Below are 15,513 nucleotides of genomic sequence, written 5' to 3'. Positions count from 1 at the left end.
CCCCTATTGCTGGTCAGGGGGGCTGTTCGGGGCAGGGAGATGCGTCTCAAGAGGTGGCGGCGGCGAGGGCCGGAGCGCCGTCGGCGGCAGGGTTCAAGGTATCGGCCTGGGAAATCAAGTCCTGGCTTTCCAGTGTGGCGGTTTTGACCACGGTCGGCTTTGTCGCGGCGTCGGTCAGGAAGTCGATCACCCGCATCATCGCTTCAGGCGGGTCCTGGCGCTTCAAGGTCGTGTTGAAGGCGTAGCGGGCACGGGTGTCAGTCTTGCGGGTTTGCGTGGACTTGTGGCTGACGCTGCCTTTCACGTTGAGCCTGAACGGCCCCCAGCCCAGCGAACCGCTTGCCTCGGCGCTCATGTCCTTGCTGGAAACGTCTTCCGACATCTGGTTGATGACCAGCTCGAACTCGACATTACCTTCTTCGATGGAAATGTTCGGGTGGGTGATGGCTGCCACCAGCGGCACTTTCATGGTCTTGCTGACCACGCCCTTGTACTCGCCTTGTTCGTCGACGATGGTTTCGTCGTAGTCGAACTGGATGGCCACGGCCTTGCCGTCCTGGACGCACACCTGCATCAGGAAGTCGGCGTAGGATTTGCTGGCGGTGACCTGGGCCTGGACCATGGCCTGCAGTGGGCCTGCGATCATGCGGTCCATCGGCAAGGCATTGATTACGGAACCGATGAGGCTGTTATCTATCGACATTGCTGGGTTCTCTTCTGGTTGGGTTCAAAACGTGGCCGTCAGTGGTGGTGACGATGCCGGGGCGTCAGCGCGCGCAATGCTCCTGCCGGCGGATGTTGCCAATCTGGCGCAGGCTCAGGCCGTACTTGTCGGCGAGCAGGCTGCGCGACAGGCCGCTGGCGCTTTCCTTCTGGATCTGCAGGTTGCGCAACTGGCGCATGAAATGGTCAGCCTTGGGGATTTCCAGGGCGACACCGGCAAAGCGCTTGATCAGCGCGTCGAGCGCTTCGGCCGGCAGCACATCGGCAAGCTTGGTGCGCTCGCGGTGCTTGGGGATGTACTTGGGCCTGCCGCCGTAGGCGCAGGTCAGCTGGTAGGCGTTGTCGATGCCGATGCAGTCGATCAGGGCCTGCAGCGAGTGGGGCAGTTGGCTGATATCGATGTGGCTCAAGTCTGGCGTTTGCATATGGCGCTCCTTCGGGACGGATGGGCTGTGCTACCCGATCACCAGCGGCGTTATGTCGAAGGTGTGACTGGATTTTCTGTGACAGCCGAGGCATGTCGCTAGGCGGCATATGGGTTGGGGGTTGTAGCTTCCGTGAACAGGTTTTGCAGGCAGCGATATCCGGCGTTGTAGGACATGGCTTCAACATCTGGCTGTAGCGGGTGATTTCCCATCACCTCACTCCTTGTGTTGCGCGATGGGTGTGATAACCATCAATCACACGGATAGCTGCTCAACAAGCTGGCGCTGCGCAGGTAGGCCTGAGGGGAGTCGCGCATGCCTTGCGGCAGCGTGCGCCAATCGACCAGCAGGCACAGGGCATGCAGCGGCTGCCCGTCACGCTGGCCGATGACCTGGTCGGCAAAGCTGCGGCGATACAGTGCCTGGGTCTGCTGTTGCGCTTGTACCCGGTCGGCCTGGGCCAGGGTTTGCCGGGCCAACTCTGGCAGTTGCGCCTGTGGGGCAGTGAAATGCACCGACGCACCTTTTGCCTGCAGGTAACCGGCCTGGCGCACGCGCTGCCACAGTTGTTGCCATTGGCTGGCGCCGGCGTGGGCAGCCAGTTCGCGGCCCAGTTCGAGCAGTTGCTCGGCCGAGGTCTGGCGGGTGTCCAGCGCATGAAGGGAAAAGGGGGTCAGCAATAGCGACGCGAACAGAAGGGGTTTGTACATGGTGCCTCCGGCATGGGTGCTTGGGAGCCCCATGCTTTCAGGCAGGCGCCGCCCCACCCAGCAGGAAATGCAGCGCCGGGGCCGGTGGCCGTTGTATCATTGCCGCGGCTCGTTGCGAGCCATTTGCCCCTGATGTTGCAAGGAACCTTCGATGACACACGTGCAGCGCCTCAAATATTCCCTTCTGATCATCCTGGTGGTACTGGGCCTGATGCTGGGCCTGTCCCACCTGCAGAAGCAGGGCACGATCAGTGAGCAGACCTTCCAGATGCTGGCCATCGCCATCGCCGTGGTGGTCGTGGTGATCAACGGCATCCTGCGGCGCAAGGTCAAACCCTGACTTTGGCGGGCCGGCCAGGTATGGCCGGCCATGCGCTCAGCGCAAAGGCGTTCGTTCCAGCACGGCGCGCGCCTGGGGGTCGAGGCTGTAGCATTTGTCGCTGCCCAGCTGGATGACGCCCTCGCTGCACAGCCGCTTGAGCACTTCGCGCACGCTGAGGAACGACAGCGGGATATCCAGCTGTTCCAGCTGCGCGTGAACGCCGCGCACGCCAATGCTGCGGCCATTGCGGTCGGCGGCGTGCAAGGCATCGATGACCTTGAGGCGGATCAGGCTGGTACGCAGGCCGAAACTGCGCAACAGCTCGCGGATCTGTTCGTTGCCGATGCGTTCCTCAGCAAAAACGTCCTGTTCCCTGGGCGCTTTGCCTGGGACGCGCCCAGCCTGGATCGAGGGTTGCGGGTTGTACATGTGAATGCTCCTTTTCGTGGACGAACCCGAAATTTGGGTGCCTCACTTACTAGGACGAATGAGAACGGAAAAACTGCAGCCCACTCGCAAAAAAAATCTGGTTCTGTTCAAGACGTTCCATTGCCTTGTAATACGTAAAATTTTCATTTGGCCATTCGTCTGATCGGGATGATCCCCGAAGCCGAGGAGTGCCTGTGTTTCCACTTTCCCGTCCCATGACTTGCGCTGGCCTGGCCGCCGCCCTGGTAGCCTTCAGCGTTGGCGCAGTGCCGGTGCAGTCCGCCGCAGCCGATGCCAGTGCGCAGATTCGCCGAACCACTTACGGTGTGCCGCACATCGTGGCCAAGGACGAGCGCGGCCTGGGTTATGGCATCGGCTACGCCTACGCCCAGGACAACTTGTGCCTGCTAGCCAATGAAGTGCTGACCGTGAGTGGCGAGCGTTCACGCTACTTCGGTACCAAGGGCAAGACCCTTGAGCAGCGTGACAATCTGGCCAGCGACGTATTCTTCACCTGGCTCAACACTCCGGCGGCAGTCGATGCGTTCTTGCAGGCGCAGCCGGCACCGGTACGGGCGCTGCTGGCAGGTTATGCCAGCGGGTTCAACCGGGCGCTGGCCGAGCGCCGCAGCCAAGGGTTGCCCGCCGAATGTGGCACCGGCGAGTGGCTGCGGCCGATCAGCAGCGAGGACCTGGTCAGGCTGACCCGTCGGCTGCTCGCCGAAGGCGGTGTCGGGCAGTTCGTCGAAGCGCTGGCCGGGGTGCAACCGCCAACGCAGGCCAGCCAGCCGGCGCCGGCAGGGTTTGCCGCGGCGCTGGCCAGGCAGCAGCGTTTTGCCACGGAGCGCGGTAGCAATGCGGTGGCTGTCGGGGCCCGGCGTTCGGCCAATGGCCGCGGTCTGTTGCTGGCCAACCCGCACTTCCCGTGGATGGGCGGCATGCGTTTCTACCAGATGCAACTGACCATTCCCGGCCAGCTCGATGTCATGGGGGCGGCATTGCCGGGCCTGCCGGTGGTCAACATTGGCTTCAACCAGCATCTGGCCTGGACGCACACCGTCGATACGTCGAATCACTTCACCCTGTACCGCCTGCAACTCGACCCCAAGGACCCGACCCGCTACCTGCTCGATGGCAAGTCGCTGCCGCTGGCCCGGCAAACCGTCAGTGTTGCGGTAAAGGCCGAGGATGGCAGCCTGAGCCAGGTGCAGCGCCAGGTCTACAGCTCGCAATTCGGCCCGGTGGTGCAATGGCCGGGGCGCCTGGACTGGGATGCACATGCTGCCTACAGCCTGCGCGACGCCAACCTTGAGAACACCCGGGTGTTGCAGCAGTGGTACCAGATCAACCATGCCGACAGCCTGGTGGCGTTGAAAGGCTCGATCGAACAGCTGCAGGGCATCCCCTGGGTCAACACACTGTCGGTGGACCAGGCTGGCAAGGCCCTGTACCTGAACCAGTCAGTGGTGCCTTATGTGGATCAGCAACTGCTGAGCACGTGCAGCAACCCGCAGGCACAAGGGCGCCTGGTAGTACTGGATGGCTCCCGCAGTGCGTGCCAGTGGAAGGTCGATGCGCAGGCCGCACAGCCGGGGATTTTCCCTGCGCGGCTTCTACCGAGCCTGGAACGCGAAGATTTCGTGCAGAACTCCAACGACCCGGCCTGGATGGCCAACCCGGCGCAGCCGCTGACCGGTTATTCGCCGCTGGTCAGCCGCAGTGACCAGCCGCTGGGCATGCGTGGCCGCTTTGCCCTGCAACGCCTGCAGGGTACGGCCCGCCTGGGCGCTGACGACCTGCAGCGCATGGTGACCGATGACGAGGTCTACCTGGCCAGCCTGCTACTGCCTGACCTGCTGCAGTGGTGCAAGGGCGCCGACGCGGATGTGCGGGCCGTATGCAGCAGCCTGGCGGCCTGGAATGGCAAGGCTGACCTGGACAGTGGCATTGGGCTGATACATTTCCAGAACCTGTACGATGCCCTGGCCGAGCACCCGCAAAGCTGGCGGGTGGCCTTTGACCCTGCCGATCCGCAGCACACCCCGCGCGGGTTGGCAGTCGAGCAGGCGGCCGTGCGCAAGCTGTTGCATCAGGCCGCATTGGCGTCGCTCGAGCAGGTGCGTGACAGCGGTATGGCAGGGGAGGTGCGCTGGGGGCAGGTGCAACAGGCGGGCGATGGTACGCCGGTGCCGGGTGGCCCGCAGGCGTTGGGCGTGTACAACGCGATCTACAGTGTGCCGCATGGGCAGGGTAAGCGGTTGGTGGTCAGTGGTACCAGCTACCTGCAACTGGTCAGTTTTACCGACCAGGGGCCAGAGGCCCGCGGGCTGCTGGCGTTTTCCCAGTCCAGTGAAGCGGCTTCGGTGCATGCCAGTGACCAGACCAAGGCGTTTGCAGCTGGTCAACTGGCGGTGATTCCGTTTACCGAGGCGCAGATCAAGGCTGACCCGGAGTACCGGGAAGTGGTGATCAGTGAGGGGGACAAGGGGGCGGTGGTCAGCAGGCCTTGAGGCGTTAGCCTGTGCCTGCCTCTTCGCGGGTAAACCCGCTCCCACAGGTACTGCACCAGGGCTGCAAGCGGCACGATACCTGTGGGAGCGGGTTTACCCGCGAAGAAGGCGCCTTGGTCGGTCAGGAAAACTCGAACGGCGCCAGCTGAAAGCCTTGCTCGTCAACCTGCAAGGCCCAGCCACGGCGGTCCCAGTCGCCCAGCACGATACGCCGTGCCGGTTGCCCATCGACCACCAGCTTGTGTATCGCCGGCCGATGGGTATGCCCATGCACCAAGGTACGTACACCATGCGCTGCCATTACCTTCGGCACTTCCTCTGGCGTGACATCGACGATCTCGGTGGACTTCATCCGCGTTTGCGAGCGGCTTTCGCTGCGTAGCTTGCGCGCCAGCTTGTAGCGGGCCGACAGCGGCAGGTGCCGCAACACCCACAGGCTCAGCGGGTTGCGCAGCAAGCGGCGCATTTTCATGTAGGCCAGGTCGCGGGTGCACAAGGTATCGCCATGCATCAGCAGCACCTGCTCGCCACCCAGCTCGATCACGCTGGGGTCGGGCAGCAACGTGCAACCCGCAGCGTCGCAGAAGGCTTGGCCGATCAGGAAATCACGGTTGCCATGCATCAGATAGATGGCCGTGCCGCTGTCGCTCAGCCGACGCATGGCCTGGCAGACCGACTGCTGGAAGGGCGTCATGGCATCGTCGCCGATCCAGGCTTCGAAAAAGTCGCCAAGGATGTACAACGCCTTGGCGTGGCGGGCACGGCCATCGAGCAGATCAAGAAACGCCCGGGTAATGTCCGGGCGTTCTTCTTGCAGGTGCAGATCGGAGATCAGCAGGATCACTCAACGATCTCGGCTTTCTCGATGATCACGTCGTCCTTCGGCACGTCCTGGTGGCCAGCCTTGGAACCGGTGGCGACCTTTTCGATGGCGTCGACGATTTCACGGCCTTCGATCACTTCGCCGAATACCGCGTAGCCCCAGCCCTGAACGTTCTTGCCGCTGTGGTTGAGGAAGTCGTTGTCGGACGAGTTGATGAAGAACTGCGCCGAGGCGGAGTGCGGCTCCATGGTACGGGCCATGGCGATGCTGTACTTCTTGTTCTTCAGGCCGTTGTCGGCTTCGTTCTGGATGCTGGCGCGGGTCTTCTTCTGGCTCATGCCAGGCTCGAAGCCGCCGCCCTGGATCATGAAGCCCTTGATCACGCGGTGGAACACGGTGCCATTGTAGTGGCCGTCCTTGACGTACTGAACGAAGTTTTCGGTAGTCAGCGGCGCTTTCTCGGCGTCCAGTTGCAGGACGATGTCGCCGTGGTTGGTGCTCAGTTTGACTTTGGACATGCTGAAACTCGCTCTTTCAAGGCAATCGGAATTAGGGTGCGCAGGGCGCGGGTCATCACCTGACGCAGGATCAGGCGATCGCGACACATGGCGCGCACTGGCCATTTTGCCAGGCTGCGGCAAAAAGCCGTGATAAATCACGCCAGTTTGTCCGGGCCCGACTGTCAGCAGCTTGACTGCTTCGGCTATGATAGGCCCTTTGATTCAATCGGCCTACCCAGGCCGGACACGTGCATTCAAGGATCCTATGAGCAAGCCCACTGCCGACAACGCGCCCAACGCCGCTGCCAAAGGCGCCCCCGCTGTCCCTGCGAATTTCCTGCGGCCGATCATCCAGGCCGACCTGGACTCGGGCAAGCACAGCAGCATCGTCACCCGTTTCCCGCCGGAGCCCAATGGCTACCTGCACATCGGTCACGCCAAGTCGATCTGCGTCAACTTCGGCCTGGCCAAGGAATTCGGGGGCGTCTGCCACCTGCGTTTCGACGATACCAACCCGGCCAAGGAAGACCAGGAGTACATCGACGCCATCCAGAGCGATGTCAAGTGGCTGGGCTTCGACTGGGCCGGCGATGTGCGCTACGCCTCCGACTACTTCGACCAGTTGCACGACTGGGCGGTCGAGCTGATCAAGCGTGGCAAGGCCTACGTCTGCGACCTTACCCCCGAGCAGGCCAAGGAATACCGTGGCAACCTCAAGGAGCCGGGCAAGAACAGCCCGTTCCGCGAGCGCAGCGTTGACGAGAACCTCGACCTGTTCGCGCGCATGAAGGCCGGCGAGTTCAAGGATGGCGAGCGCGTGCTGCGGGCCAAGATCGACATGGCCTCGCCGAACATGAACCTGCGCGACCCGATCCTGTACCGTATCCGCCATGCCCACCACCACCAGACCGGTGACAAGTGGTGCATCTACCCGAACTACGACTTCACCCACGGCCAGTCGGACGCCATCGAGGGCATCACCCATTCGATCTGCACCCTGGAGTTCGAAGGCCATCGTCCGCTGTACGACTGGTTCCTCGACAACCTGCCGGTGCCAGCGCACCCGCGCCAGTACGAGTTCAGCCGCCTGAACCTGAACTACACCATCACGTCCAAGCGCAAGCTCAAGCAGCTGGTCGACGAAAAGCACGTCGAAGGCTGGGACGACCCACGCATGTCGACCCTGTCCGGCTTCCGTCGCCGTGGCTACACCCCGGCTTCGATCCGCAACTTCTGCGAAATGATCGGCACCAACCGTTCCGACGGCGTGGTCGACATGTCGATGCTCGAGTTCAGCATCCGTGACGACCTGGACCGCACCGCACCGCGCGCCATGTGCGTGCTGCGCCCGCTGAAAGTGGTCATCACCAACTATCCGGAAGGCCAGGTCGAGCAGCTCGAACTGCCGCGCCACCCCAAGGAAGACATGGGCGTGCGCGTGCTGCCGTTCGCCCGCGAGCTGTACATCGACCGTGACGACTTCATGGAAGAGCCGCCGAAGGGCTACAAGCGCCTGGAACCGGCCGGTGAAGTGCGCCTGCGCGGCAGCTACGTGATCCGCGCCGACGAGGCGATCAAGGATGCCGACGGCAACATCGTCGAGCTGCGCTGCTCGTACGACCCGGACACCCTGGGCAAGAACCCGGAAGGCCGCAAGGTCAAGGGCGTGATCCACTGGGTGCCGGCCGAGGGCAGCGTCGAGTGCGAAGTGCGCCTGTACGACCGCCTGTTCCGCTCGCCGAACCCGGAAAAGACCGAGGAGGGCGGCAGCTTCCTGGACAACATCAACCCAGGCTCGCTGCAGGTGCTCAGCGGCTGCCGCGCCGAGCCGTCGCTGGCCCAGGCGCAGCCCGAGGACCGTTTCCAGTTCGAACGCGAAGGCTACTTCTGCGCCGACCTTAAGGACAGCCAGCCGGGCCGCCCGGTGTTCAACCGCACTGTCACCCTGCGTGACTCCTGGGGCAGCTGAGGAACCGCCGTGCTTACCATCTACAACACGCTGAGCAAAACGAAGGAAACCTTCAAGCCGCTGGATGGCAACAAGGTGCGCATGTACGTGTGCGGCATGACCGTGTACGACTACTGCCACCTGGGCCATGGCCGCAGCATGGTGGCCTTCGACCTGGTCACCCGCTGGCTGCGCAAGAGCGGCTACGAGCTGACCTATGTGCGCAACATCACCGACATCGATGACAAGATCATCAACCGGGCCAACGAGAACGGCGAAAGCTTCGATGCCCTGACCGCCCGCATGATCGACGCGATGCACGAAGACGAGCGCCGCCTGAACATCCTGCCGCCGGACCAGGAGCCGCGTGCCACCGACCATATCGCCGGCATGCACGCGATGATCCAGACCCTGATCGACAAGGGTTATGCCTATGCCCCGGGCAATGGTGACGTGTACTACCGCGTCGGCAAGTTCGTCGGCTACGGCAAGCTGTCGCGCAAGAAGATCGAAGACCTGCGCATCGGTGCCCGTATCGAGGTCGACGAAGCCAAGCAGGACCCGCTGGACTTCGTGCTGTGGAAGGGCGTCAAGCCGGGCGAGCCGAGCTGGGACTCGCCATGGGGCCCGGGGCGTCCGGGCTGGCACATCGAGTGCTCGGTGATGTCCACCTGCTGCCTGGGTGAAAGCTTCGACATCCACGGCGGCGGCAGCGACCTGGAGTTCCCGCACCACGAGAACGAGATCGCCCAGAGCGAGGCGGCCACCGGCAAGCAGTACGCAAACGCCTGGATGCACTGCGGCATGATTCGTATCAATGGCGAGAAGATGTCCAAGTCGTTGAACAACTTCTTCACCATTCGCGACGTGCTCGAGAAGTATCACCCGGAAGTGGTGCGCTACCTGCTGGTGGCCAGCCACTACCGCAGTGCGATCAACTACTCGGAAGACAGCCTGCGCGATGCCAAGGGCGCGCTGGAGCGCTTCTACCACGCCCTGCGTGGCTTGCCACGGGTAGCGGCCAAGGGTGGCGAAGAGTTTGTCGAGCGCTTCAGCGTGGCCATGAACGACGACTTCGGCACCCCCGAAGCCTGCGCCGTGCTGTTCGACCTGGTACGCGAGATCAACCGCCTGCGCGAAAGCGACGTGGAGGCTGCTGCCGGCCTGGCCGGTCGCCTGCGCGAGCTGGGTGACGTGCTGGGTGTGCTGCAACTGGAAGCCGATGACTTCCTGCGTGCAGGGGCCGAAGGCAAGGTGGATGCCGCTGAGGTCGAGGGCTTGATCCAGGCGCGCCTGCAGGCGCGTGCGGACAAGAACTGGGCCGAGTCCGACCGCATTCGCGACCAGCTGACCGCCATGGGTGTGGTGCTGGAAGACAGCAAGGGTGGGACTACCTGGCGTCTGGCCGACTGATCGGTGCAGTTGGGGCTGCTTTGCAGCCCATTCGCAGCACAAGGCTGCTCCTACAAAGGGAACGCGTATCCTTGTAGGAGCAGCCTTGTGCTGCGAATGGGCCGCATGGCGGCCCCCGGCCTTTACTTGACCAGGCCCGCAAGCGGGCAGTGCAACACCAACCTGGCCCCACCCAGCTCGCTTTCCCCCACCTCCAGCCCGAACCCATGCAGGTCGACGATCGCCGCAACGATCGACAACCCCAGCCCGAATCCCGCATGGCGGTGGCCTTCATCGCTACGGTAGAAGCGCTTCAGCACTGCCGCCCGTTCCTCTTCCGGAATACCCGGCCCGCTGTCCTCGATGGCCAGGTGCAGGCCGTTGTCGTCCTGCGTCGCCGTTATCCGCACCAGCCCACCCTCGGGCGTGAACTTGATGCCGTTGCCCACCAGGTTGGCCAGTGCCTCGAACAGCAGTTCGCGGTCACCATGCAATGCCGGCAGTTCGGCCGGCTGCTGAAGTTCCAGGCGGATGCCGCCATCTTCTGCCAACGGCAGGTAGAAGTCGTGCAGCTCGACCAGCAACTCGTGCGGGTCAAGCTGGACGAAACCGGCCCGCCGCTGGCGGTCTTCCAGTTCGCTGATGCGCAACAACCCGCGAAAACGCGCCATCAGGGTGTCGGTTTCGCTGATGGCCTGGTCCAGTGCCTCGGCCTGGGTGGAGTCAGCGTCACTTTGCTGGCGAATGCGGTACAGCTGGGCGCGCAGGCGCGTGAGCGGGGTGCGCAGGTCGTGGGCGATGTTGTCACACACGCCCTTGACCTCGTGCATCAGCCGCTCGATGCGGTCGAGCATGGCGTTGACGATGGCTGCCAGCATGTCCAGCTCGTCGCGCCGGGCCGACAGCGGCAGGCGGTGGGTAAGGTCACCGGCGACGATCAGTTCGGCCTGGGCCTGGATCGCGCGGATGCGCTTGAGTGGGCGGCGCCTCAGCAGGTACCAACCGGCAAAGCCCGGGATCAGGGTCAGCGATATCCCCCAAAGCAGGGCATGCAGGATGATCCGGGTGACCACGAACAGCGAGCCGTTGTCGCGCACCAGCACCAGCCAGCGGCCATCCTGCACCTTGATCGCCACCGCGTCGCAGCTGTCACGCGGCATGTGCGGGTCGTCGGCGTCCAGGCAGCGCTTGAGTTCGTGAACCTTGCCGTCCAGCCCCAGCTCTGGCGGGATGGCGCGAATGCGCCCGCCGATCGGGTTGAGCTGGTTGTCGAACAGGCCGTAGGCGTCGAAGCTGCGTTCCTCGAAGGCCTGGCTGGCGACCAGGGCGTCGTCCAGCTGTTTGCCGCTCATGTGCGCGAACAGGTGCTGACGCTGCAGCATCGAATGGCGGGTGAGTTTGTTCAGGTAGCTGGACACCTCGAAGTACAGCACCCCCATGAGGATGCTGCTCCAGGCCACGAACAGAAAGCTGTACAGCGCCAGCAGGCGGCTGGTCGAGGAGCTCCAGCCCTTAGACGGGTTCAGCAATGGCATAGCCGGAGCCCCGTACCGTACGGATCAGCGGCGACTGGCCGGGCGAGTCGATTTTCTTGCGCAGGCGACCGATGTGTACGTCGATCAGGTTGGTGCCCGGGTCGAAGTGGTAGCCCCAGACTTCCTCGAAAATCATCATCCGCGTGATCACCTGGCCGCTATGGCGCATCAGGTACTCCAGCAGCTTGTACTCGGTGGGCAGCAGGTTGAGGGTCTGTTCGCCACGGCGGGCTTCGTGGCTGATCAGGTCCAGTTGCAGGTCGGCGACCTGCAGGCGGGTCTGGGTCATGGGTACGCTGTTGCGGCGCAGCAGCACTTCGACCCGCGCGGCCATCTCGTCGGAGGCGAACGGTTTGGTCAGGTAGTCGTCACCCCCGGCACGCAGGCCGCGCACCCGCTCGTCGACGTCGGAGAGGGCGCTGATCATCAGGATGGGCGTGGCAATCTTGAGGTTGCGCAGCGTGGTGACGATGGTCAGGCCATCGACCTCGGGCAGCATGCGGTCCAGAGTGATCAGGTCGTAGCCGCCGGCAATGGCCTTGGCCAGGCCTTCACGGCCATTGTCGGCCCAATCCACCTCAAGGCCGTGGCTGGTAAGTTCGGCGACGATTTCCTGGCCGGTGACGGCGTCGTCTTCGATGGTCAGTACGCGAGGCATGCTGGTTCCCGGGCATCTAATGGAGACTTGATTGTGCCAAAGAATAGCCAAACGGCGATTTAAGAAAAATTCATCTGGCGTGTTTTGCCTGCACTGGCCTCTTCGCGGGTAAACCCGCTCCCACAGGTGCAGCGTCACCCCCAAGGGCGGTGACATCCCTGTGGGAGCGGGTTTACCCGCGAAGCAGGCGCCGCGGTCTTTCAACGTGCGCCAATACCCTCGGCATGCATGATCTGCGCAATGATCGGCACCGGAGTCATCAGGTGCGAGCGCATCATGGCGCTGGCGCGCTTGGCGTCCCGGGCCAGAATCACTTCCACCAGAGCCGCATGCTCCTGGCGCTTGAGCTCCAGGGCCTGTTCGGAAAACACCGTCTGGGTCAGCCACAGGTGCCGGTAGCGCTCGGCCTGGTCGAACAGGTAAGTGCGCGCCTGCAGCAGGTGCTTGGAGCCGCAGCCCGAGGCAATGGCCGTGTGGAATGCCTTGTGCCGTTCGTCCCACACATCCAGGCGCTGCTCGCGGGTCTTCACTTCCACCACCTTGGCCAGGGTATGCGAGTGGGCCAGTACCGACGCCTCCCAGGCGTCGTCGCCACGCTCGATGGCCAGGGTGATGATCATCGCCTCCAGGTTGGCGCGGGCATCGTAGATGTCGTTCATCTCGTCCAGCGACATGGGCGCCACACGGTAGCCCTTCTGGCTGATCGCGTTGACCAGGTGCTCGGCCACCAACTGCGACAGTGCTTCGCGCAGCGGGCCCACGCCCAGGTCGTAGCGCTCCTTCAGGGTGCTCATCAGCAGCTTTTCGCCGGGTTTGAACACGCCGCGGATGATGTCCTTCTTGAGCCTCTCATACCCGCTGAATGCTGAGTTTTGTCGGGGGGCGAGCGCTTCCAAGGTCCTGTTCCTCAAACGGTTTTGACGATCATACCGAAAGCGTTCGCCGGCGAAAAACAATGGACAAAAACACATTCTGTCTTTGAAAAATAAAAATGTAGACATTTTGCGTTTATGGCGATAATTTTAGCTCGCCCGCACTGATCCAGGTCATGACCGGACGGCGCTACTCATTTTTTCTGCCAGGACACTGCCATGAACGCTTTTACGCAGATCGACGAACTTGTGATGCCACTGCCGCTCGAGCCGCGTGGTTACACCATCGCCCCTTCGAAACAGTCGCCGCGCCTGCTTGAGCTCACCTTTGCCCGCGAAACGGTCGAAGCGTTCGTCCAGGCTGTTGGCCAGTGGCCGGTGCAGGCGCTGGAGTACAAGTCGTTCCTGCGCTTCCGGGTTGGCGAGATCCTCGACGACCTGTGCCAGGGCACCCTGCGGCCGGTGCTGCTCAATACCATCCTCAACCGCGCCAGCGGCGGCATGCTGATCACCCCGGTCGGCCTGGATGACGTGAGCCAGGCCGAGGACATGGTCAAGTTCACCACCGCCTGCGCACACCTGATCGGCCGCTCCAACTACGACGCCATGAGCGGCCAGTTCTATGCCCGCTTCGTGGTGGTCAACACCGACAACTCCGACAGCTACCTGCGCCAGCCGCACCGGGTCATGGAGCTGCACAACGACGGCACCTTCGTCAACCAGATCACCGACTACGTGCTGATGCTGAAGATTGACGAAAAGAACATGGAAGGCGGCAACTCGCTGCTGCTGCACCTGGACGACTGGGAGCAGTGCGACGAATTCTTCCGCCACCCGCTGGCCCGTCGCCAAATGCGCTGGACCGCACCGCCGAGCAAGAAGGTGTCCGAAGATGTGTTCCACTCGGTATTCGACACCGATGCCGAAGGCCGCCCGACCATGCGCTACATCGACCAGTTCGTGCAGCCGGAAAACTACGAGGAGGGCATCTGGCTGAACGCCTTGTCCGAATCGCTGGAAGGCAGCGAGAAGAAGCTTTCGGTACCGGTCGGCGTGGGTAGCTTCCTGCTGATCAACAACCTGTTCTGGCTGCATGGCCGCGACCGCTTCACGCCGCACGAAGGCCTGCGCCGCGAGCTGATGCGCCAGCGCGGTTACGTGGCCTTCCCCAAACCGCTGTACCAGCGCGGGCAATAATGACAGGGCGCGGGGCGGGCGCCCGCCCACGCGTCTTTGCACAAAACGATGCCACCAGGGCCCGCGCGGGCCTTGGTGAGCCAGTCAGGCAATGCCTGCGTGTGAGGTAAGGCTGTGTACGATTTCATCATCATTGGCGGTGGCATTGTGGGCATGTCCACGGCCATGCACCTGATCAAGGTCTACCCGGATGCGAAGATTCTCCTGCTGGAGAAAGAGTCCGGCCCGGCCCGCCACCAGACCGGCCACAACAGCGGCGTGATCCACGCCGGCGTGTATTACACCCCCGGCAGCCTCAAGGCGCGCTTCTGCCTGGAAGGCAACAAGGCCACCAAGGCTTTCTGCACCCAGCACGGTATCCGCTTCGATGAATGCGGCAAGCTGCTGGTGGCTACCAACGACCTGGAAATGCAGCGCATGAAGGCGCTGTGGGAGCGCACCGCGGCCAATGGCCTGGAGCGCTACTGGCTTTCGGCGGCCGAACTGCGCGAGCGCGAGCCCAATATCGTTGGCATGGGCGGCATCTTCGTGCCCTCCAGCGGTATCGTCAATTACGCCGAAGTGACTGCGGCCATGGGCGCCGAGTTCCAGCGCGCCGGCGGTGAGATCCGCTATGGCGCCGAGGTGGTCGGCCTGCAGGAGCTGGCCAGCGAAGTGGTCGTGCGCACGCGTGGCGACCATCATGACGATGAGTTGCGCAGCCGTTTCCTGGTGACCTGCTCGGGCCTGATGGCCGACCGCGTGGTGAGCATGCTGGGCCTGCGGACCGAGTTCGTCATCTGCCCGTTCCGCGGCGAGTACTATCTGCTGCCCAAGCAGCACAACCAGATCGTCAACCACCTGATCTACCCGATTCCCGACCCGTCCATGCCGTTCCTGGGTGTGCACCTGACTCGCATGATCGACGGCACCGTGACCGTTGGCCCCAACGCCGTGCTGGCAATGAAGCGCGAGGGCTACCGCAAGCGCGATGTCAGCCCAGCCGACCTGTTCCAGACCCTGACCACCCCCGGCATCCTCAAGGTGCTGGCGAAGAACTTCCGCCCAGGCCTGATAGAGATGAAGAACTCGCTGTTCAAGGGTGGCTACCTCAAGCAGGTCCAGAAATACTGCCCGAGCATCACCAAGGCCGACCTCACGCCTTATCCGGCCGGTGTGCGTGCCCAGGCCGTATCGCGTGACGGCAAGCTGATCGACGACTTCCTGTTCGTCAACACCGCTCGCAGCGTCAACGTGTGCAACGCACCGTCACCGGCCGCCACCTCCGCCATCCCGATCGGCGCGTACATCGTCGACAAGGTATGCGAGCAGGTCGGTCGCCAGGGCGGCAGTTTCCCCAAGGCCGACCTGGCGCCTCGTCAGCGGGCTGCCGGCTGACCTACCCGTAATACGCCCTGCGGTTTCGTTTTCCTCAACCCGTACTGCCCTACTCACCATCTGGGGCAGGGCGGGCTTTTTCGCGCCTGCGT

The 15,513-nt window shown here is 63.2% G+C and carries 15 protein-coding genes; 6 read left to right on the top strand and 9 right to left on the bottom strand.

All coding sequences use genetic code 11. The features are described 5' to 3' along the window. Positions 1-46: 46 nt before the first annotated feature. The 3 genes from E5221_RS15945 to E5221_RS15935 form a co-directional block, all read right to left on the bottom strand. Complete coding sequence (locus E5221_RS15945) at positions 47-703, bottom strand: DUF2589 domain-containing protein (protein ID WP_061551588.1); 657 nt, start codon at positions 701-703, stop codon at positions 47-49. Between the two features lie 64 nt (positions 704-767). Further along, on the bottom strand, positions 768-1,148 hold the full coding sequence (locus E5221_RS15940; protein WP_013972914.1) for a Mor transcription activator family protein: 381 nt from the start codon (positions 1,146-1,148) through the stop codon (positions 768-770). 251 nt (positions 1,149-1,399) lie between these two features. Continuing rightward, positions 1,400-1,858, bottom strand: a complete 459-nt coding sequence (locus tag E5221_RS15935) for a hypothetical protein (RefSeq protein WP_044047073.1) — start codon at positions 1,856-1,858, stop codon at positions 1,400-1,402. Positions 1,859-2,009: 151 nt separating this feature from the next. Here E5221_RS15935 and E5221_RS15930 point away from each other — a divergent pair, with 151 nt between their 5' ends. Then, entirely contained in the window at positions 2,010-2,198 is a 189-nt protein-coding gene (locus E5221_RS15930; RefSeq protein WP_003248064.1) for a hypothetical protein, read from the top strand. 36 nt (positions 2,199-2,234) lie between these two features. Here the strand turns inward: E5221_RS15930 and E5221_RS15925 are convergent, their stop codons facing one another. Next, positions 2,235-2,609, bottom strand: a complete 375-nt coding sequence (locus E5221_RS15925) for a fe2+ zn2+ uptake regulation protein (RefSeq protein ID WP_182329634.1) — start codon at positions 2,607-2,609, stop codon at positions 2,235-2,237. Between the two features lie 215 nt (positions 2,610-2,824). On the opposite strand from E5221_RS15925, the gene E5221_RS15920 reads away from it, so the two are divergent. Then, on the top strand, positions 2,825-5,119 hold the full coding sequence (locus tag E5221_RS15920; protein WP_247847749.1) for an acylase: 2,295 nt from the start codon (positions 2,825-2,827) through the stop codon (positions 5,117-5,119). A 121-nt stretch (positions 5,120-5,240) separates the two neighbouring features. On the opposite strand, the gene lpxH is transcribed toward E5221_RS15920, so the two are convergent. Together lpxH and E5221_RS15910 are read right to left on the bottom strand one after the other, a co-directional pair. Then, on the bottom strand, positions 5,241-5,963 hold the full coding sequence (lpxH, locus tag E5221_RS15915) for a UDP-2,3-diacylglucosamine diphosphatase (RefSeq protein WP_247845957.1): 723 nt from the start codon (positions 5,961-5,963) through the stop codon (positions 5,241-5,243). Further along, on the bottom strand, positions 5,960-6,460 hold the full coding sequence (locus tag E5221_RS15910; protein ID WP_003259195.1) for a peptidylprolyl isomerase: 501 nt from the start codon (positions 6,458-6,460) through the stop codon (positions 5,960-5,962). Before E5221_RS15910 ends, lpxH begins: the two co-directional genes overlap by 4 nt. Before the next feature lie 247 nt (positions 6,461-6,707). On the opposite strand from E5221_RS15910, the gene E5221_RS15905 reads away from it, so the two are divergent. Together E5221_RS15905 and cysS are read left to right on the top strand one after the other, a co-directional pair. Then, entirely contained in the window at positions 6,708-8,411 is a 1,704-nt protein-coding gene (locus E5221_RS15905; RefSeq protein WP_039614230.1) for a glutamine--tRNA ligase/YqeY domain fusion protein, read from the top strand. Between the two features lie 9 nt (positions 8,412-8,420). Continuing rightward, complete coding sequence (gene cysS / locus E5221_RS15900) at positions 8,421-9,803, top strand: cysteine--tRNA ligase (RefSeq protein WP_061551585.1); 1,383 nt, start codon at positions 8,421-8,423, stop codon at positions 9,801-9,803. Between the two features lie 122 nt (positions 9,804-9,925). On the opposite strand, the gene E5221_RS15895 is transcribed toward cysS, so the two are convergent. The 3 genes from E5221_RS15895 to csiR all read right to left on the bottom strand — a co-directional run bounded on the left by E5221_RS15895 (position 9,926) and on the right by csiR (position 12,871). Beyond that, positions 9,926-11,317 (bottom strand): HAMP domain-containing sensor histidine kinase, encoded by a 1,392-nt coding sequence (locus E5221_RS15895; RefSeq protein ID WP_061551584.1) that lies wholly within the window; start codon positions 11,315-11,317, stop codon positions 9,926-9,928. Then, a complete protein-coding gene (locus tag E5221_RS15890) occupies positions 11,295-11,975 on the bottom strand; it encodes a response regulator transcription factor (RefSeq protein WP_013972905.1) in 681 nt (226 codons plus the stop codon). Before E5221_RS15890 ends, E5221_RS15895 begins: the two co-directional genes overlap by 23 nt. A gap of 200 nt (positions 11,976-12,175) precedes the next feature. Further along, a complete protein-coding gene (gene csiR, locus E5221_RS15885) occupies positions 12,176-12,871 on the bottom strand; it encodes a DNA-binding transcriptional regulator CsiR (protein WP_015270630.1) in 696 nt (231 codons plus the stop codon). Positions 12,872-13,066: 195 nt separating this feature from the next. Here csiR and glaH point away from each other — a divergent pair, with 195 nt between their 5' ends. Together glaH and lhgO are read left to right on the top strand one after the other, a co-directional pair. Further along, positions 13,067-14,044 (top strand): glutarate dioxygenase GlaH, encoded by a 978-nt coding sequence (gene glaH / locus E5221_RS15880; protein ID WP_247845956.1) that lies wholly within the window; start codon positions 13,067-13,069, stop codon positions 14,042-14,044. A 114-nt stretch (positions 14,045-14,158) separates the two neighbouring features. Then, entirely contained in the window at positions 14,159-15,421 is a 1,263-nt protein-coding gene (lhgO, locus tag E5221_RS15875) for an L-2-hydroxyglutarate oxidase (protein ID WP_003260140.1), read from the top strand. The last annotated feature ends 92 nt before the right edge of the window (positions 15,422-15,513 follow it).

The sequence above is a fragment of the Pseudomonas sp. A2 genome (assembly GCF_023100865.1).
Lineage (GTDB): Bacteria > Pseudomonadota > Gammaproteobacteria > Pseudomonadales > Pseudomonadaceae > Aquipseudomonas > Aquipseudomonas asiatica.
This window is presented reverse-complemented; position numbering and strand designations above follow the sequence as displayed.